Origin of the sequence: Pseudarthrobacter sp. AG30, from assembly GCF_003116525.1 — a bacterium.
Lineage (GTDB): Bacteria > Actinomycetota > Actinomycetes > Actinomycetales > Micrococcaceae > Arthrobacter.
The window spans coordinates 92,954-111,382 of record NZ_QEHL01000008.1 but is presented as its reverse complement, the minus strand read 5'-3'; the positions used below and the strand labels follow the sequence as shown (position 1 = coordinate 111,382).

Sequence of the window (18,429 nt, the reverse complement as noted above, 5' to 3'; positions counted from 1 at the left end):
AAACGCGCGCCCCGTCCCTGCACCAGGTTGCGGCTTCCCGGGGACGCTGCGGCGCCTGGGCCGCCGGCGCGGAAACATTTCCTTTTCCGTCGGGCTGGCCGTAAAATTAGTTTTGGTCAAAGTGACCATAACTAGGATTTCGGGCCCCGAGGACGGGGTGGTGGAAGGGGGTGTGACGGTGTACTTCAGCTCAGCCAACGTGTCCGAGCGGCAGGCCGCGCCGCCGTCGCTCGCCATTTCCACGGTGATCTTCGCCCTGCGCCCGAGCGCCACCTCGGGCCGTCCCACCTTGTGGCTGCCGCTGGTCCGGCGGATCAGGGAACCCTTCAAAGGCCTGTGGGCGCTGCCGGGCGGGCCCCTGAGCCACGACGAGTCGCTGCAGGACGCCGCATCCAGGAACCTCCGGGAAACCACGGGACTGAGCCCCAGCTACCTCGAGCAGTTGTATGCGTTCGGCGGCCTGCACCGCTCACCCACCCAGCGCGTGGTTTCGATCGTCTACTGGGCCCTGGTCCAGCCCACGGAAGCGGCGCTCGCGGACGAGTCCGAGAACGTCAGGTGGTTCCGGGCCGACCGCCTGGGGGACTTGGCGTTCGACCACAACGCGATCGTCGACTACGCCCTCTGGCGCCTGCGCAACAAGCTCGCCTACGGCTCCATTGCCTACCACCTGCTGGGGGAGTACTTCACCCTGGCCCAGGTCCGCGAAGTCTACGAAGCCGTCCTGGACCGCCAGCTGGATCCCGCCAACTTCCGCCGCCAACTCAAGTCCACCCCGGAAATCGAAGAAACCGGGGAATACCTCCAGGGCGGCAAGCACCGTCCGCCACGCCTCTACCGCTACACCGGCCGGCCAGGCCTTGACCCAGACAACAGGAGCACACCATGAGCAGCGTCAATACGGCAATCCAGCTGATCACGCGCGAACAAGCCGAAAAGGGCGCCGCCGCGGACCGCAGCACTTGCAGCCCGGCACTGGCGAAAGGTCCCTGGGACTACGACCTCGCCGAGGCGCTTGCAGGCATCCCGGCATACGGCCCGGGCGCATCAAGCGCCGACCCCGCTCCCGCTTCCACGCCACGCCAGGGCCAGCTGCCGGAGGAATACAAGCTGGCCGGCGATGCCGAACTGGGTGAACGGATCAGGGCGGCCAAAGCCACCTTGGGTGAGCGTGCCGTCATCCTGGGCCACTTCTACCAGCGCGACGAGGTGGTCCAGTACGCCGATTTCGTGGGTGACTCGTTCCAGCTCGCCAACGCAGCCCTGACCCGACCGGAGGCGGAAGCGATCATCTTCTGCGGGGTCCACTTCATGGCCGAGACGGCGGATATCCTGTCCGCCCCGGAACAGGCCGTCATCCTGCCCAACCTCGCGGCCGGCTGCTCCATGGCGGACATGGCGGACGAAGACTCCGTGGAGGAATGCTGGGAGCAGCTGGCAGAAATCTTCGGCACCGAGCCCGACGCCGAGGGCCGGGTTCCGGTCATCCCCGTCACCTACATGAATTCCTCCGCAGCCCTGAAAGCGTTCTGCGGCGAACACGGCGGCATCGTCTGCACCTCCTCCAACGCCAGGACCGTCCTGGAGTGGGCGTTCCAGCGCGGGCAGCGGGTGCTGTTCTTCCCCGACCAGCACCTGGGCCGCAACACCGCCAAGGCGCTCGGCGTTCCCCTGGACCAGATGCCCATGTGGAACCCGCGCAAGGACCTCGGCGGCAACGACGAACAGGCACTGCTCGATTCCCGGGTGATCCTCTGGCACGGCTTCTGCTCCGTGCACAAGCGGTTCAACGTGGCGCAGATCGAAAAGGCTCGGGCCGACTTCCCGGGCGTGCAGGTCATCGTGCACCCCGAATGCCCCATGGAGGTGGTGGACGCCGCCGATTCAGCCGGCTCCACCGACTTCATCAAGAAAGCCATCGCGGCCGCCACCGAGCCCACCACGTTCGCCATTGGCACCGAAATCAACATGGTGAACCGTCTCGCCGCCGAATACCCGCAGCACACCATCTTCTGCCTGGACCCGGTGATCTGCCCCTGCTCCACCATGTACCGCATCCACCCCGGCTACCTAGCCTGGGTCCTGGAGGAACTGGTCGCCGGCCGAATCGTCAACCGCATCACCGTTGACGAGGATGTGCAGGCCAACGCCAGGACGGCACTCGAGCGCATGCTCGCTGCGAGGCCGTAATGACCCGCGAGCCCGGCACGCCTGCGGGTCGCCTCGCCGTCGTGGGAAGCGGCATCGCCGGCCTCTACGCTGCGCTGCTCGCCGCCGACGCCGGTACGGACGTGGTGCTGCTGACCAAAGGCGCCCTGGAAGACAGCAACACCTGGTACGCCCAGGGCGGTATCTCGGCGGTGCTCGCCGAACCGTCGCCCGGGGACACCGTTGCCGCGCATATCGCCGACACCCTCCGCGCCGGGGCAGGGCACTGCAACGAGGCCGCCGTCCGGCTGATGTGCACCGAGGCGCGCGAGGACATCGCCGGGCTCCAGCGGTACGGTGTCCGCTTTGACGCCGCGCACGACGACGGCCCGGCGCTTGGGCTCGAAGCCGCACACAGTGCCCCGCGCATCCTGCATGCGGGCGGGGACGCCACGGGTGCGCGGGTGGCCGCTGCGCTCATCCAGGCGGTCCGGGACCGGCGTGACCGGGGCACGCTCCGCATTCTTTCCCAAGCCCAGGCAACCGCCCTGGTCATCTCAAGCGGCAGCGTCAGCGGAGTCGAATACCTCCAGGCGGGCCGGCCGGCCGTCCTGGCGGCCGATGCCGTGCTGCTGGCCAGCGGGGGAGCAGGCCAGCTGTTCGCCCAAACCACCAACCCGGCCGTGGCCACGGCGGACGGGCTGGCGCTCGCCGTCCGCGCCGGCGCAGCCGTGAAAGACCTCGAATTCTTCCAGTTCCACCCCACCTGCCTCGTCAGTTCCGCCACCGCCCACCCCGGCCGGCTGGACGGTCCGCTGCTGATCTCCGAGGCGGTCCGCGGCGAAGGGGCCACCCTGCTGGACGCTGGAGGCAGGCGCTTCATGCAGGCCTACCATCCCGACGCCGAGCTCGCGCCCCGCGACGTCGTCTCCCGCAGCATCGCCCTGCACCTGGCCAAGCTCGGCGACGCCAACGGCCACGTCTACCTTGACGCCCGCGCCATCGAGCAGGCCAAGGGCGAGGGCTTCCTCCGCCGGCGGTTCCCCACCCTCACCCGGAAAACCCTTGAGGCCGGCATCGACTGGACCCGCGAACTGGTCCCTGTCGCCCCCGCCGCCCACTACTGGATGGGCGGGGTGGCCACCGACCTCTACGCCCGCACCAGTGTCCCCGGCCTCTACGCCGCCGGCGAGGTTGCGTGCACGGGCGTCCAAGGTGCTAACCGGCTGGCGTCCAACTCGCTCCTTGAGGGACTCGTCTTCGGCCGCCGCGCTGTTGAAGACTTGCTCTCCGGTGCCCTGGGCTGGGACGCGCCCCGCGGCAGCGCTGCTCCGCGTGCTGCCTCGGCCGCGGGCGGCCTCCGCTTGACGCACGCTTCCGCAGCCCTGCCGCGAAACGCGAGTCCGCGTGTCACCGTCCCTGCTGCTTTAGAAGGCGCGGCGGATCGCTCAGGTGGGCCAGGCGGAAATTGGCCGTCCGGCTTCGGCGGGGCTGGGGAGGTGGGGGAGCCCTTTTCGCGGGGCGCTCTTCGCCGCCTCATGACGTCCCATGCCGGCGTGCTGCGCTCCGGGCATCTGTTGCGGGAGGCTGCCGCCACGCTCGAGTCCTGGGCCGCCGTCGTCCGTCCTGATGCCGGCTCCTCCTCTGCTGACCCCGTGGTGTCTGAGGACCGGAACCTTCTGCTGGCCGCACGGCTGCTGGTGGCCGCCGCGCTGGACCGCACCGAATCGCTGGGCGCCCACTACCGCAGCGATGAAGCCGCCGAACCTGAGAACACCTGCCCTCCGCGCCCGAAAGCGAGCCTGCTCCATGACTGAACCCGCCGTAATCGACCACGCCCCTGCCGTGCGTCCCCTCGACCTGACCCTTCCGGCGGCCCCCGTACGGGAGATCCTGGAACGGGCCTTCGCCGAGGACGCACCCTCCGGGGACATCACCTCCCAACTCCTGATCCCCGCCGGAGCGCGCGCCACCGCCGTCCTCAACGCCCGCGTCCCCGGCATCCTCAGCGGAGCCACCGTCTTCCGGGACGCCATGGAGCTCGTGGACCCTGCCACCCGGGTGGAACTGCTCCTGGCGGACGGCCAGGCGTTCGACGCCGGCACCCACCTGGCCCGGGTCAGCGGATCAGCGCGTTCGGTGCTGCTGGCCGAACGCGTGGCGCTCAACCTGGTCCAGCGGATGTCCGCGATCGCCACCAAGACCGCCGGGTTCGTCCGGCTCACGGAAGGCACCCGCGCCCGCATCACCGACACCCGCAAGACCACCCCCGGCCTGCGCGTCCTGGAACGATTCGCCGTCCGGTGCGGCGGCGGCTCCAACCACCGGTACAGCCTCTCGGACGCCGTCCTGGCCAAGGACAACCACCTGGCCGTGATGACGGGCGGAGACCCTGCCAAACTCACCGGGCTCCTGCTGGCAGCCAAGGCACAGCTGGGACACACCACCCACTTCGAAGTGGAAGTCGACCGGATGGACCAGATCGAGCCCGTCCTCGCGGCAGGGGTGGACACCATCATGCTGGACAACTTCACGGTGCCTGAACTGCAGGCCGGAGTGGCCCTGGTTGCCGGACGTGCCCTGGTGGAGGCCAGCGGCAACGTCAACCTCGAGACTGTCGCGGCGATCGCCGCCACCGGCGTGGACGTCATCTCGGTAGGGGCCCTCACGCACACCGTGGCCGCCCTGGACCTGGGCCTGGACGTCGAACTGACTGCCGGGTGACCCGTGATCTTCCTTGATGCCGCCGCCACCACGCCCGTCCGCCGCGAGGTGCTGGACGCCATGTGGCCGTACCTCACCGGCGGGTTCGGGAACCCCTCCAGCCACCACACGCTCGGCGAGGCTGCGGCGGCGGCACTGGCCGGGGCACGGTCCGCCGCGGCCGCCGTCCTGGGCTGCCGTCCGGGGGAAGTGGTCTTCACCTCCGGCGGGACGGAAGCGGACAACCTTGCCGTCAAAGGAATCGCGCTCGCCCGGCAGGCCGCAAACCCGCGACTGGACCGGGTGGTGATCAGCGCCGTCGAGCACCCCGCCGTGGAGGAATCCGCCCGTTACCTTGAGCGGTTCCACGGGTTTACGGTGGACGTGGTGCCGGTGGACACGTCCGGCCGGGTCAGCCCGGATGCCCTCGCCGCGCTGCTCGGACCGCGAACAGCCCTGGTCAGCGTCATGTACGCCAACAACGAGGTCGGTACCGTGCAGCCCATCAATGCCTTGGCGGAACTGGCCCGCAGCCAGGGCATCCCGTTCCACACCGATGCCGTCCAGGCAGCCGGCTGGCTGCCGCTGGACACCAAGGCCCTGGGTGTGGACGCAATGAGCATCTCGGGGCACAAGCTGGGTGCTCCCAAGGGGTGCGGGATGCTCTACGTCCGCAGCCGCACCAAGCTCGAACCCGTGGTCCACGGCGGGGGCCAAGAGCGCGGACGCCGTTCAGGCACGGAGAACGTGGCCGGTGCGGTGGGCCTGGCCACAGCGCTCGCCCTGGCCCAAGCGGGACAACAACAGCAACGGGAGAGAGTGGCCGCCCTGCGCGACCGGTTCATCGCAGCGGTGCTGGACGCCGTGCCGGACGCCGTCCTCACCGGCCATCCCGCCGAACGGCTGCCGTCGGTGGCATCATTCTGCTTCCCGGGCACCAGCGGCGAATCCGTCCTCCTGGAGCTGGAACGCCGCGGCGTGGTGTGCTCCAGCGGTTCGGCCTGCGCCGCCGGCTCCGATGCTCCCTCGCCGGTCCTCACTGCCCTGGGAATCTCCGCAGAGCTTGCCCAGACCGCCGTCCGCTTCAGTTTCGACGCATCGGTAACCCCGCAGGAACTGGACCAGGCCGCCGCAGCCGTCAGGGGCGCCGTCGCCAGTGTCAAAAACCTCGGCGCGGGCCAGGGACGCTAGCGGATTCGTGCCATCGGGTCAGCGGTGCCGTGCGCGGCGGAAGATCCAGTGCCGCAGCATGCTGAACCGGACGGCGGTGGCCAGGAAGCCGGACAGGGTGGTTGCCACCAGTTCGTCCCCCACGGTGGCGTCCGGGTTGAACCAGTGCAGCACGCCCAGGCTGCTGCCCGTGATTACCAGTGCCACGACGATCACCACCAGGCCGTTGAGGTGGTCGCGGGTGCGCCGCTGTCCACCGGCAATCTTGAACGTCAGCCGCCGGTTCAAGGCCGTGTTCAACAGCGACGTGAGGACCAGGGCCACCGCATTTGCCAACTGCGCGCCCAGCCACGGACGCAGCAGAGCGTACAGCCCAAGTGAGGCGGCGGTGCAGATGATGCCGACCCCGGTGAAGCGGAGCAGTTGCCGGATGACCGGGAAGCGCAGGACTCCGCGGTAGTGCCTGGTGGCGGGAAGACGGCGGGTTGGCGTCTCCTGGACGGCGGGGGCGGATGTACCGTCCCTCACGCGGTCCCACCGGGGGCGCTGTTGGCGCCGGGTTCCGGGGATCGCGGGCTGTCCAGCGGGAACAGGGCATGCCGCATGTACGTGGGGGAGCAAACCATGGTCAGTACAGCTCTCCTACGGGAATTTCCACTGCCAGCCGGTTGGACGGCCCGGGCAGCGGGCAGGCCCAGGCCTCGTTGTAGGCGCAGGAGGGGTTATAGGCGAAGTTGAAGTCGATAACGAACATGGCGTCCGGGCCGGTGCCCTGCACACCATGGAACGCGCCCTTGATGGTGTCCAGCAGGTAGCGGCCGGCCCCGTACGTTCCACCGGGCTGGCCGGCAGTCGCATCCCGGAACGGGACGAAGATGCCGCCGCCGTAGCCGTGGATCTTCCAGACCCCAAGCTGGCCCATCTCGGGCAGGTCGAACGTGCCCAGGCGCACGAAATTGACCACGCCGTCGGTTCCGGTGTCCACGCTCATCTGCCGGCCGGCGCCTTCCTTGGTCAGCGGGACGTGGAACCGGTAGATCGGATCGTAGTCCGCTGTCTTCAGCCCGGAGAAGCGTGCCTTGTCCGCTGCCGTGAGCGCGGACGCAGGGTGGGTGGCAAACATGAGGTCGCGTTGGTGGCGCCAGTACGAGTGCGCCTCGGCCGGGTCCTCCGCCGAGATTTTGCGGACATTGTCGTAGAGGGCAAAGGTCCTCAGCCGCCAGTCGGCGATGTCGAGGGCGGACATTTCCGCAGGATTCTCTTCGGCTGTGCCGTGCTGCTCTTCCGCCATAGCCTCCAGCCTAGTCCCCGGCCAAGGCAGGTAACGTCCGACGGCGACACGCAGGCCGGGTGCCCGGGTGGTGGAACCGGTCGTGGCCCGGAAACACCTGCCGCGCCAGCCACGGAAGGCGGCACGGCACGGTTAGGCTGGCTGCCATGACAGGCAAGGCACCATTGACCGTTCTTTCCCGGATGTCCCTGCTGGGCGCCGCGCTCCTGCTGGCGGGCTGCTCGGGACCCCAGGCCGGCAGTGGACCGGGCTGGACGGCGCAGCCGGACGCCTCGGGAACCACCGGATCAGGGGCGGCAACGGCAACGCCGGGCGCGTCAGGCAGCGCCTCCGCTTCTTCGTCCGCCACCCCCTCCGAACCCCAGGGCGCTGCCACGGCGTCCTCCTGGAAGACCTTCTCGGACCCGGCGAAGACCGTGAGCTTCGACCTGCCGCAGGACTGGATCGCCCAGTCGGTGGCGCCGGAGGAAGGCGTGCTCCCCGGCGGCCTGAAAATCGAGGTCAAGAAGCCCGACGGGACGTATGTCGCCGCACTGCGGACGGGACTGCCGCCGTCTTCCGGCGCTTGCCCGGACAACGCCAGGCACCCCTACACGGTGATCAGCAGCGTGCCCTTCGACCTCGCCGTCCAGGGCGGGGAAGGAACCATCCCGCCCCGGATGGTCTACCGGGTGATCCAGGGCTACCGCTACTTTGGCTCCTACGGCATCACCAACCTGGTGGGCGGAAGCGACGGGCAGGCGTGCGAGCTGCGCAACGTGGTGCGCGGACCGGCTGGGAAAGGCGACTACTCGTTTGGCGACGTGGTGTCGTTGAAGGCCTTCGCGCCGGACGAGAAAGTGGCCCCGGCGATGCCGTTCGACACCCTCGCCCAGGCCGCCCAGTATGTCAATGACAGTTCCGACTTCGCCAACGTACAGCGGATGCTAATGTCGCTGAAGGTCAAAAACTAGTCCCGCTGCCCGCACTCACCCGGTGCCGGGGACCGCGACTTGCCGTCCACCCCCAACACCCCCGGAGAGACATGGAACGCTCTGTTTCCGCACGCCTGGCCTTCAGGACCACCGCCCATACCAAAGTGGCCATGGCCATTGCCGCGGCGAGGAACAGCGGCTATTCGTCCTTTGCGGAATCCTTGTCCGTCACGGCCGGCGGTGCGGACGTGCCGCTCACGGAGGTGTCCGACCACCACGGCGGCCGGTTCCACTACATGGAGTTCGACGAACCCACCGAGGTTGCTGTGGAATATACCGCCACGGTGTCCGGACGCGCCGTTCCCGAAGAAGCGGAGCTGGCCGACCGGATCCGTTACGTCCGCCCCAGCCGCTACGCGGAATCCGACCGGCTGCTGCCCACCGCCTACGCCGAATTCGGCGGGATCCATGGGGCCGCCCTGCTGCATGCGGTCCGGAACTGGGTCAACGGCGAGCTGCGCTACATCAGCGGTTCCTCCCGGGGCACGGACGGGGCAGTGGAGACCCTGCTGAGCCGCCGCGGCGTGTGCCGGGACTTTGCGCACTTGGCCATCGCCCTGCTCCGTTCCAAGGACATCCCCGCCCGCCTTGCGGCGGTCTACGCCCCAGGCCTCAGCCCCATGGATTTCCATGCGGTGGCGGAAGCCTACGTGGAGGGTGCCTGGCATGTCATCGACCCCACGGGGCTTGCCCCCCGGGAATCAATGCTCCGGATCACCGCGGGCCGGGACTCGTCGGACACGGCGTTCCTGTCCACCGTGGGCGGCAGCCTGACCCTGACCCAGCTGCGCATCACGGCCGTGGTCAACGGCGAGCTGCCGGTTGAAGACCCGACCCGGCTGGTGGCGCTGGGCTGACGCCGGACCCGGCTGCCCGGCGTCGGGATTACCGTGGAAGGGTACCCAAGGAGGCCCGCAGCTTGTCGGTGAGCCGCCTGAGTTCTTTTTGCTCTGCCGCCGTCAGCGCGGGAGCCACCAGTGCCGAGATGTCGCGGACGTGCTCGCGGCCGATCTCCTTCTGCAGCTCCCGCCCTTCGTCCGTGAGCTTGAGCAGCACTCCGCGGCCGTCCTCGGGCGCCGGCATCCGGGCCACCAGGCCGCGCTTCTCGAGCCGCTCCACCAGCCTGCTGAGGGTGGACTGGCTCAACAGGACGTTGTCGTTGAGCTCGTTGAGCCGCAGCCAGCCGGAGGGACAGCGGGAGAGCGTGAACAGCACGTCATATTCGTTCAGTGCCAGTTTCCGGAACGCCGGCCCGGACTGGAGCTTGCGCATCACCGCAACCTGCGCCCGGAACAGTGACTCCCAGGTTTCGGCCGCCAGCCGGACCGGCGAGTCGGATCCTTGCCCGGCCATCATGCCTCCGAGGTGGCTTTTTCGGCGTCCTGGGCGGCCAGCAGCGCGGCGACCCGCCCGGCGTGGGTGGGCGGCTCGGGAACCTGTGCGGGCTTGCGTGCTGCATATTCCTTACGCAGCGTAGGCAGGACTTCCTCGCCGAACAGGTCCAGCTGCTCCAGCACGGTCTTCAGCGGCAAGCCGGCGTGGTCGATCAGGAACAGCTGGCGCTGGTAGTCGCCGAAGTACTCGCGGAAGGTCAGGGTCTTCTCGATGACTTCCTGCGGGCTGCCCACGGTCAGCGGAGTCTGCGAGGTGAAGTCCTCCAGCGAAGGTCCGTGGCCATACACCGGAGCGTTGTCGAAGTATGGGCGGAACTCCTTTACGGCGTCCTGGGAGTTCTTCCGCATGAAGAACTGGCCGCCGAGGCCAACGATCGCCTGGTCTGCCGTGCCGTGGCCGTAGTGCTCGTAACGCTCGCGGTAGAGGCCGATCAGCTGCTGGTAGTGCTCCTTGGGCCAGAAGATGTTGTTGGCGAAGAAACCGTCACCGAAGTAGGCGGCCACCTCTGCGATCTGCGGCGTCCGGATGGAGCCGTGCCACACGAAGGGCGCCACGCCGTCCAGCGGCCGGGGCGTGGACGTGAAGTTCTGCAAAGGGGTACGGAACTTGCCGGACCAGTTCACGGTGTCCTCGTCCCAGAGTTTACGCAGGAGGCTGTAGTTCTCGATGGCCAGCTCCACGCCGTCCTGGATGTTCTTGCCGAACCAGGGATAGACGGGGGCGGTGTTGCCCCGGCCCAGGACGAGGTCCACGCGTCCATCGGACAGGTGCTGGAGCATGGCGAAGTCTTCGGCGATTTTTACGGGATCGTTCGTGGTGATCAGCGTGGTGGCCGTCGAGAGGATGATGCGGTTGGTCTGCGCTGCGATGTAGGCCAGCGTTGTGGTGGGTGAGGAGGAGAAGAAGGGCCGGTTGTGGTGCTCGCCCAGGGCGTAGACATCCATGCCGATCTCCTCGACCTTCTTGGCGATGGCCACCGAGGCCTTGATGCGTTCGTGCTCGGTGGGGGTGCGGCCCGTTGTGGGGTCCGTGGTGATGTCGCTGACGCTGAAAACACCGATCTGCATGATGTGCCCTTCCGTTGCTGGACTTTCCGGCTTGGTTTAAGTGTAAACCAATTTAGATGCATTTGCATCTATCGCCTGCTGTAACGCTCCGCCGCGGAGAATATTCCCGCGTGCGTTCGCAGGCGGGCATTCAAAAGCTGATGCCCGCACCGCTGGGCGGTACGGGCATCAGGGAGGTGTGCTGTTGCTACTCGGCGCCCCCGGGGGCGGCGCGGCGGCCGCTGAGTTTGGGCATCTGGCCGGTGGTCCAGTCCTTGAACCCGGCGTCGACGTCGGACCCCGGGCCGCGTTCAGGCCGGGCCTGAAGATCCTTAAGCAACGCCTTCTTTTCGCGGCGACCCTCCACCAGCCGGTACAGCACGGGGACCAGGATGAGGGTCAGTGCAGTGGAGGACACCAGGCCGCCGATGACCACAACGGCAAGCGGCTGGGAGATGAAACCGCCCCCGCCCGTGAGGCCCAGGGCCATGGGAGTCAGGGCAAAGACTGTGGCGAGTGCCGTCATCAGGATGGGGCGCAGGCGCTGCCGGGCACCGTTGGTAATGGCATCCGCCACGTTCATGCCCGGCCGGCCGTCACGCGGCTGGCGGTACTGGTTGATCAGGTCGATCAGCACAATGGCATTGGTCACCACGATGCCCACCAGCATGAGCATGCCGATCAGCGACGGCAGGCCCAGCGGAACTCCCGTGACCAGCAGCAGGGCCACGGCACCGGTGGCCGCGAAGGGAACCGATACCAGCAGGATCAGCGGCTGGATGAGGGATTTGAACGTGGCCACCATGATCACGTACACGATGGCAATGGCAGCCAGCAGGGCCAGGCCCAACTGCCGGAAGGAGTCCGCCTGCTGGGTGGTGGCCCCGCCGATCGTCGCCGTGACGCCGGCAGGCAGCTGGACGTCCGCCAGGCGCTTTTGGACCTCGGTGTTCACGGCACCCAGGTTGGAGCCCGACGGCGTGATGGACACCTTGGCGGTGCGCTCACCGTTGCTGGCGGTGATGGAGACGGGGACGTCCACCTGCTCCACGGAGGCAATGCTTCCCAGCGTTACCGGCTTGCCGCCAGCCGGCAGCGGGATGTTGCGGACGGCGTCAATGCTGGTGAATTTTGTGCCCTGGCCGATCCGCACCGGGAAATCATTGGTGTCGATGCGGACCGTCCCCGCGGGAATGGGGCTGATGGTGGAAGCCAGGACCCCGGCAACCTGTTGCTCGTTCAGTCCTGCGGCCACCGCCTTTGCCCTGTCCACCTTCACCTGCACCACGGGGTTGCTGGCCGCGAGGTTGCTGGCCACCTCGCTGGTGCCGGGAACGCCGGACATGGCGGCAACCATGGTGTCGCTGGCGGACTGCAGGTCGGCGCTGGTGGCGGCCTTCAGCGTGATGTCCACGGTGGACGAGGTACCGAAGCCGCCCTGCTGGGTGCCAACGGAGATCTTGCCGGAATCAGGCACCTTGGCCAGCTCGGTCCGGACGGTGTCCTGGAGCCGTTCCTGGTTGGCCTTCTCGTCAGTGACCACGGTGAAAGTGGAGTTCGAGGACCCGGTTGAGGTCAGCGCGGCGAACCCGGCCTGCGCATTGCCCGACGTTACCTGGACGTCTTTGATGCCGTCGATCCCGCGCAGGACCTCCTCGAGCCGGATGGCGGCGGCGCTGGTGTCCGCGAGGCTGGTTCCGGCAGGCAGCACCTGGCGCACGGTCAGGCTGTTCTGTCCCGAGTTCCCCAGCAGGTTGGTAGCCAGCAGTGGCGTCATGGCGCCCGTGGCGACGAGCACCAGGACGGCGGCCACCAGGGTGATGACCGGGTGTTTCTGGGTGGACCGGAGGATGGGCAGGTAGCCGCGCTGCAGGCGGCTGCGCTGCTCGGCGTCGTGCGCCTTGGCTGTGGCTTCCGCGGCAATCCGGCGGGCCTCGGCGGAACCGGCCGGTGCTCCGTCCGGGGCGCCCTTGGGGTTTTTGAGGAACCAGTAGGCGAGCACCGGAACGATGGTCAGGGACACCAGCAGCGACGCCAGCAGCGCCATGGTGACGGTCAGGGCAAACGGCCGGAACAGTTCGCCGGCCAGATCGCCGACGAAGGCAATCGGCAGGAACACGGCCACAGTCGTCAGCGTGGAGGCAGTGATGGCACCGGCCACCTCCCTGATGGCGGTGAGGATCGCCGTCGACTTTTCTTCGCCGTAGCTGAGGTGCCTCTTGATGTTCTCGATGACCACGATCGAGTCGTCCACCACGCGCCCGATCGCGATGGTGAGTGCGCCGAGGGTCAGGATGTTCAGCGAATAGCCCGTGCCCGAAAGGCCGATGAACGTGATGAGCAGCGACAGCGGGATGGAGACGGCGGTGACCAGCGTGGAACGCGCCGACATCAGGAACAGCAGGATGACCGCCACCGCGAATCCCAGCCCCAGCAGGCCTTCCGTGGTGAGGTCCTTGATGGACTTTTCGATGAACGGTGCCTGGTCAAAGACAGGTGTGAACTTTGCGTTCGAGCCCAGCTCCGCCTGGAGATCCTGCAGGGAGTCCCGCACCGCATGGGAAATCCCCACCGTGTCACCCTCGGGTTTCTTGGTGACGGAAACGGCCAGGGTCTCGGCCCCATTGGTGCGGGTGATGGAGGTGCGTTCGTCGTCCTTGAGTGAGACATCGGCCACCGAGCCGACGGTCGCTGCGTTCTTCGCCCCGGCCAGCGGAAGGGCCTTGATGGCGTCAAGGGAATCCACCGGGCTGCCGATCTGCAGGGAGAGGGTCTTTCCCTGGTCCTCGAGGGTTCCGGCCGGGACCAGGGCTCCGTTGTTGGAAAGGGCGTCCTTTATCGCGGTCACGCCCACGCCCGCGGCGGCGAGGGCATCGGTGCGTGGCAGGATCTCGATGTGCTGGGACGCGCCACCGGTCACGTCGGCGCTGCGGACGCCGTCGATCTTCTGCAGCCGGGGCACGGTCAGGCGCTGCAGGTCAGCGTTCAGGTCACTCAGGGACTTGTCCGAGGACACCGCGAGGAACACGATGGGGAAATCGCTGATGCTCCCGGCGATGGCCTGCGGCTGGACATCGCTGGGAAGCGTCCGTTTGGCGTTGGAGATCGCCCGGTCGATCTGGTTCCGGGCCCGGTCAAGATTGGAACCATAGGTGAACACCAAGGTGATCTGCGAGACGCCGGTGCGTGACGTGGAGGAGGTGGATTCCAGCCCCTCCACGCCGTTCAGTGCCTTCTCCAGCGGGCCGCTGACCTGCTTGTCCACGACCTCGGGCGACGCGCCCGGCATGGAGCTGAGCACGGTGATCTGCGGGAACTCAATGGACGGGATGAGCTCCTGCTTCAACGAGGACATGGTGATCACGCCGAAGACCGAAGCAAAGACGGTGATCAGCGCGATCAGGGCCCTGTTGGCAAGGGAAAGGTGCGCCAGCCGGAACATGGATGCCCTCCTGGGGGTTTAGTGACTGGTACATGCCCTGGGTGCCAGCCGCTGGCCCCGGCAGGGTCAATGGCTGGCGGAAACGCTCTCCAGCTGGAGGGACTTGGCCGTGGCCCGTTCCAGCTCCGCGGCCAGGTCCGGATTTTCATCCAGCTTGACCCCGTAACCGGGCATCATGTCCTTGAGCTTGGACTGCCAGCCCTTGAAATTCCGGGGGAACGTCTTCTGCAGCAGTTCAATCATGATGGGGACAGCGGTCGAAGCCCCGGGCGACGCGCCCAGGAGCGCGCCGATGGAGCCGTCACGGCCGGCGATCACTTCGGTTCCGAACTGAAGGATGCCGCCCTTTTGCGGATCTTTCTTGATGATCTGCACACGCTGGCCGGCGGTGATAAGTTCCCAGTCGCCGCCCTTTGCCTCGGGGTAGTACTCGCGCAGGGCCTCGACCTTCTGGTCGTGCCGCTTTGCAACCTCCTTGATGAGGTACGCGGTGAGGTCCATGTTGTCCTTGGCCACGGCGAGCATCGGGATGATGTTGCCCGGGCGGATGGACAGCGGCAGGTCCAGGTAGGAGCCGTTCTTGAGGAAGTTCGTGGAGAAGCCGGCGTAGGGTCCGAACAGGAGCGAGCGCTTGCCGTTGACGTAGCGGGTATCCAGGTGCGGTACGGACATGGGCGGGGCGCCAACCGAGGCCTGGCCATAGACCTTTGCGCTGTGCTGGGCGGCGATGGTCTCGTCCGTGCAGCGGAAGAACTGCCCGGAGACGGGGAAGCCGCCGTAACCCTTGCTTTCGGGGATGCCCGAGGCCTGGAGGAGGTGCAGCGCGCCGCCGCCGGCGCCGACGAAGACGAACTTGGCGTGGATCTTGCCGTGCTCTCCGGAACGCGGGTGCTTCAGCGTCAGGTCCCAGCCGCCGTCGGACGCCCGGGAGATGCCGGTGACGTCATGGCCATAGTTGATTTCGACGCCGTTGTTCCCCAGGTAGCCGGTGAGCTCACGGGTCAGCGCGCCGAAGTCGACGTCAGTTCCTTCAGCTGCCCGGGTAGCGGCGACACGCTGCTTGGGGTCGCGGCCCTTGACGATCAGTGGCGCCCACTTGGCAATCTGTGCGTGGTCCTCGGAGTACTCCATGGACCGGAAAAGGGTGTGCGGCTTCAGGGCCTCGTAGCGCGTCTTCAGGAACTGGGTGTGGTCCTCGCCAATCACAAAGCTCATGTGCGGGACGGTGTTGATGAAACCCTTGGGGGAGCCAATCAGGTTGTTGTCCACCAAGTGGGACCAGAACTGGCGGGAAAGCTGGAACTGTTCATTGATGAGCAGCGCCTTGTTGGGGCTTACCGAGCCGTCCTTGGCTGCGGGGGAGTAGTTCAGTTCGCAGAGGGCCGCATGGCCCGTCCCCGCGTTGTTCCAGGGATCTGAGCTCTCGAGCCCCGGCTGGTCCAGCCGTTCGAACAGCGAGATGGTCCAGTCCGGCTCCAGCTGCTTGAGGAATGCCCCCAGCGTCGCGCTCATGATGCCGCCGCCTATCAGGACAACGTCGGCATGTGGGGTCTTGGAAATGAAAGTCACGATCAGTCTCCGATTGCAGCGGCTCTGGCTGTCACAGAATATCCCCGGGCAGCCGACATACTGAAATTGGACCGGCCCGTCAAGGCTTTAGTTGGACCTTCGTAAAAACTTCATTTAAGACCGGGGACGCCGGGTAGCTCAGGACCCGGTCCGAAAGGGCAAGGGCGGAGATGGGAAAGGCGATGGGAACGGCCGGCACCGTCGCCGCAATCTGGGTGTTGATGGTGTGATACAAGTCATCGCGCTCCTTGCCGTCCGGCAGGCCGCGGGCCCTGTTGATTTTCGAGAACACCTGCGGATCCTGGTACCCGAATTCGCCGTTCTTCTCGCCGAACAGCGGGCCGACAAAGTTGTCGGCATCCGAGTACGAGCCGTTCCAGCCGAGGATGTGCAGGGCATGGTCGCCGGGGGACTGGACTTTCTGGAGATAGCCATCGGCCCAGTCCACCGGGACGGGCCGGATGTTGAAGCCGACGGCGGTGAGCTGGCGGCTGAGCTCGGCGTAGACCTTTTCGGGGGTCGGGAGGTAGGGCCGGGTGACGTTCAGGGGGTAGTAGAACTTGAGTTCCTCGCCGGCGTAGCCGGCGTCCTTGAGGTAGCTCTTGGCCTTTTCCGGGTCATGGCCCAGTGCCGGGGCATCGTTGTTGAATCCGCTGATCTTGGGCGGGACGAACTGCGTCGCTTTGGCGGTGTTGTCGATGAAGAACTTCCGGATCAGCGTTTCCTTGTCGATCGCAAGCTCCACCGCCTGCCGGATCTTTTGGTTTTGCAGCACCGGGATGTCCTGGTTCATGCCCACGTACATCACGGAGAACGGGTCGCGCTGGACGATCTGCTTGCCTCGCTTGACCAGCTGGTCGAAGTTCCCCACGGTCACGGCGTCGTAGCCGTCGATCTTGCCGTCCAGGAGGGCCTGGAGGCGGGTTTGCGGGTAGTTGTAGGCGAGGAAGTTGATGGTGGCGATCTGCCCGCGGTCGCCCCAGTAGGTCTTGTTGCTGGACAGGGTCACGTTGTCGCTGCCCCAGGCAGCGAGTGTGAAGGGGCCGGTGCCGACCGGGTTGGTGGCGAAAACGGACAAGGCCTGGCCGCCACGGTTTTGGTCCAGCACGTCGGCTTTGCCGGCAGCGAGGGCGGCGGGGGAGGCCATCGCAAAGGCGGGCAATGTCAATGCCTGCAGGAACGCCGTGAAGCGCTGCGTGAGGTCGATCTGCACTGTGTCCGCGGCCACGGCGGTGCAACTCTTGAAGATTGAGAGGCTGGCTTCGTCCGAGTGGGCCTTGAAGACCCCCTTGAAGGAACTGCCCGGTGCCTGCTTCCGCAGTTCGGCGGAGAAGGCGAACCAGCGGTTGAAGTTGGTGCAGACGGCGTCGGCATTAAACGGGGTCCCGTCCTGGAAGGTAACGCCGGTACGAAGCTTGAAGGTGTAGGTGCGGCCCTCGTTGGATTCGTTCCATTCGGTGGCCAGCAGGGGCGTGGGCTTTCCCGTGGTCTGGTCAACTCCCACGAGGCCTTCCATGATTTGCCGCGTGATGCGCTGGGACTCGACGTCGTTGGACAATGCCGGGTCAAGGCCCAGTGGCTGGGCGGCGGTTCCGAAGCTGAAGGTGGCTGCCGGTTCCGCGGGCGTGGAGTTGTCCTGGCCGGGCGTGGGAGAGGGAACCGGTGTGCCTGTGCATGATGTCACGCCCAGCGCCATGAGGACGGCGCCGGCCTTGAGGGCAGTCCGCCGCGATGTACTGCTGGGCACTCGTTTATCACCTCTGGATCCTGCCGGCTCCGCCGGTTGCGGGCCGGGATCCAGTCTAATGGACACGACCCGGGCGCTGCCCGGATCCGGACACGCCAATGCCGGGCCCCTGGATAACCAGTGGAACCCGGCTTGGTCGAAGAACGCTTGTTGCCTGTGAGGGCTACTTGGGCATCAGCACCGAGTCGATCAGGTAGACCGTGGCGTTCTTGGTCTTGACGCCGCCGCAGATGACGTTGGCGTTGTCCACCTTGAGGTTGTTGCCGCTGCCGGTGACGGTGACGGAGCCGCCCTCGACGGTGGCGTGGGTGCCGGCGATCTTGTCAGGGGTGATCTGGCCGGGAACAACGTGGTAGGTCAGGATCTTGCTCAGCAGGGCATCGTCCGTCTTCAGGGTGTCGATGGTGGCGGCGTCAATCTTCTTGAAGGCGTCATCCACCGGTGCGAAGACAGTGAATTCGCCGCCGTTGAGGGTGTCCACCAGGTTGACCTTGGGGTTGAGCTTGCCGGATACCGACGCGGTCAGCGTGGTGAGGATGGGGTTGTTGGAGGCGGCGACGGCCACCGGATCCAGGGCCATGCCGGCTACGGAGCCTGCGCCGGTGGGAACCTGCTGGGCGTAAGCGGCGCAGCCGGGGCCGACCAGGTTTGCTGCCGGGTCCATGCTGCCGGCCGAGGAGCTGGCCATGGCGCTGGATGACGGTGAGGCCATGCTGGAGCTGGGGGCGGAGGACATCGGCGCCGAAGATGCCGAGGACCCGGAGGTGCTGCCCGAACCGCCACACGCGGTGAGGCTGAGCAGAGCGGCCGCTGCAACGCCTGCGACGGTGAAAGTGGTGCGCTTGAAGGTCTGCATTTCAGTACTCCTTGGATCGTTGAGCCTGCTGCCCGTGGAGCGGTGTCCGTGGCGTGCAGTCTGACTTGGGGGTAAGCACCTGCCCTTG

General features: G+C 67.0%; 15 protein-coding genes. 7 read left to right on the top strand and 8 right to left on the bottom strand.

Annotated elements, in window-relative coordinates; genetic code table 11:
• The first annotated feature begins 178 nt into the window (after positions 1-178).
• From DC347_RS08280 to DC347_RS08260, 5 genes are read left to right on the top strand one after another with little or no spacing between them, the layout of a single operon-like run.
• Positions 179-889, top strand: a complete 711-nt coding sequence (locus tag DC347_RS08280; protein ID WP_109045129.1) for an NUDIX domain-containing protein — start codon at positions 179-181, stop codon at positions 887-889.
• The gene (gene nadA, locus DC347_RS08275) at positions 886-2,190 is read left to right on the top strand and encodes a quinolinate synthase NadA (RefSeq protein WP_109045038.1); all 1,305 of its coding nucleotides are present in this window, start codon (positions 886-888) and stop codon (positions 2,188-2,190) included. The genes DC347_RS08280 and nadA overlap by 4 nt, the downstream gene beginning before the upstream one ends.
• Positions 2,190-3,965, top strand: a complete 1,776-nt coding sequence (gene nadB / locus DC347_RS08270; protein ID WP_109045037.1) for an L-aspartate oxidase — start codon at positions 2,190-2,192, stop codon at positions 3,963-3,965. The genes nadA and nadB overlap by 1 nt, the downstream gene beginning before the upstream one ends.
• On the top strand, positions 3,958-4,872 hold the full coding sequence (gene nadC / locus DC347_RS08265) for a carboxylating nicotinate-nucleotide diphosphorylase (protein WP_018760073.1): 915 nt from the start codon (positions 3,958-3,960) through the stop codon (positions 4,870-4,872). The genes nadB and nadC overlap by 8 nt, the downstream gene beginning before the upstream one ends.
• Positions 4,873-4,875: 3 nt before the next feature.
• Positions 4,876-6,042 carry a cysteine desulfurase family protein gene (locus DC347_RS08260; RefSeq protein ID WP_109045036.1) on the top strand — a complete coding sequence of 389 codons (1,167 nt, stop codon included), beginning with the start codon at positions 4,876-4,878 and terminating at the stop codon, positions 6,040-6,042.
• A gap of 18 nt (positions 6,043-6,060) precedes the next feature.
• Here DC347_RS08260 and DC347_RS08255 read toward each other — a convergent pair whose 3' ends face one another.
• Together DC347_RS08255 and DC347_RS08250 are read right to left on the bottom strand one after the other, a co-directional pair.
• The gene (locus DC347_RS08255; RefSeq protein WP_018760071.1) at positions 6,061-6,549 is read right to left on the bottom strand and encodes a GtrA family protein; all 489 of its coding nucleotides are present in this window, start codon (positions 6,547-6,549) and stop codon (positions 6,061-6,063) included.
• A 100-nt stretch (positions 6,550-6,649) separates the two neighbouring features.
• Positions 6,650-7,312: a DUF1684 domain-containing protein gene (locus DC347_RS08250; RefSeq protein WP_109045035.1), complete on the bottom strand. Its 663-nt coding sequence runs from the start codon at positions 7,310-7,312 to the stop codon at positions 6,650-6,652.
• Between the two features lie 146 nt (positions 7,313-7,458).
• Between DC347_RS08250 and DC347_RS08245 the strand changes: the two genes are divergently transcribed.
• Both DC347_RS08245 and DC347_RS08240 read left to right on the top strand, forming a co-directional pair.
• Positions 7,459-8,265 (top strand): hypothetical protein, encoded by an 807-nt coding sequence (locus DC347_RS08245; protein ID WP_240617733.1) that lies wholly within the window; start codon positions 7,459-7,461, stop codon positions 8,263-8,265.
• Between the two features lie 71 nt (positions 8,266-8,336).
• A complete protein-coding gene (locus DC347_RS08240; RefSeq protein WP_109045033.1) occupies positions 8,337-9,143 on the top strand; it encodes a transglutaminase family protein in 807 nt (268 codons plus the stop codon).
• A gap of 28 nt (positions 9,144-9,171) precedes the next feature.
• Here DC347_RS08240 and DC347_RS08235 read toward each other — a convergent pair whose 3' ends face one another.
• From DC347_RS08235 to DC347_RS08210, 6 genes are all read right to left on the bottom strand, one after another.
• A complete protein-coding gene (locus DC347_RS08235; RefSeq protein ID WP_109045128.1) occupies positions 9,172-9,639 on the bottom strand; it encodes a MarR family winged helix-turn-helix transcriptional regulator in 468 nt (155 codons plus the stop codon).
• Positions 9,639-10,748, bottom strand: coding sequence for an LLM class flavin-dependent oxidoreductase (locus DC347_RS08230; protein WP_109045032.1), 1,110 nt, complete (start codon positions 10,746-10,748; stop codon positions 9,639-9,641). Before DC347_RS08230 ends, DC347_RS08235 begins: the two co-directional genes overlap by 1 nt.
• Before the next feature lie 187 nt (positions 10,749-10,935).
• A complete protein-coding gene (locus DC347_RS08225) occupies positions 10,936-14,169 on the bottom strand; it encodes an efflux RND transporter permease subunit (protein WP_109045031.1) in 3,234 nt (1,077 codons plus the stop codon).
• A gap of 66 nt (positions 14,170-14,235) precedes the next feature.
• Positions 14,236-15,738, bottom strand: a complete 1,503-nt coding sequence (locus DC347_RS08220; protein ID WP_109045030.1) for a malate:quinone oxidoreductase — start codon at positions 15,736-15,738, stop codon at positions 14,236-14,238.
• A gap of 79 nt (positions 15,739-15,817) precedes the next feature.
• Positions 15,818-17,485: an ABC transporter substrate-binding protein gene (locus tag DC347_RS08215; RefSeq protein WP_240617732.1), complete on the bottom strand. Its 1,668-nt coding sequence runs from the start codon at positions 17,483-17,485 to the stop codon at positions 15,818-15,820.
• A gap of 163 nt (positions 17,486-17,648) precedes the next feature.
• The gene (locus tag DC347_RS08210) at positions 17,649-18,341 is read right to left on the bottom strand and encodes a fasciclin domain-containing protein (RefSeq protein ID WP_109045029.1); all 693 of its coding nucleotides are present in this window, start codon (positions 18,339-18,341) and stop codon (positions 17,649-17,651) included.
• Between the last annotated feature and the right edge of the window lie 88 nt (positions 18,342-18,429).

Bases quoted from the DNA above. Each gene is read 5' to 3' on its own strand.
- DC347_RS08210 (WP_109045029.1), bottom strand. From the start codon at position 18,341: ATGCAGACCTTCAAGCGCACCACTTTCACCGTCGCAGGCGTTGCAGCG.
- DC347_RS08235 (WP_109045128.1), bottom strand. From the start codon at position 9,639: ATGGCCGGGCAAGGATCCGACTCGCCGGTCCGGCTGGCGGCCGAAACC.
- nadB (WP_109045037.1), top strand. From the start codon at position 2,190: ATGACCCGCGAGCCCGGCACGCCTGCGGGTCGCCTCGCCGTCGTGGGA.
- nadC (WP_018760073.1), top strand. From the start codon at position 3,958: ATGACTGAACCCGCCGTAATCGACCACGCCCCTGCCGTGCGTCCCCTC.
- nadA (WP_109045038.1), top strand. From the start codon at position 886: ATGAGCAGCGTCAATACGGCAATCCAGCTGATCACGCGCGAACAAGCC.
- DC347_RS08250 (WP_109045035.1), bottom strand. From the start codon at position 7,312: ATGGCGGAAGAGCAGCACGGCACAGCCGAAGAGAATCCTGCGGAAATG.
- DC347_RS08225 (WP_109045031.1), bottom strand. From the start codon at position 14,169: ATGTTCCGGCTGGCGCACCTTTCCCTTGCCAACAGGGCCCTGATCGCG.
- DC347_RS08240 (WP_109045033.1), top strand. From the start codon at position 8,337: ATGGAACGCTCTGTTTCCGCACGCCTGGCCTTCAGGACCACCGCCCAT.
- DC347_RS08245 (WP_240617733.1), top strand. From the start codon at position 7,459: ATGACAGGCAAGGCACCATTGACCGTTCTTTCCCGGATGTCCCTGCTG.
- DC347_RS08230 (WP_109045032.1), bottom strand. From the start codon at position 10,748: ATGCAGATCGGTGTTTTCAGCGTCAGCGACATCACCACGGACCCCACA.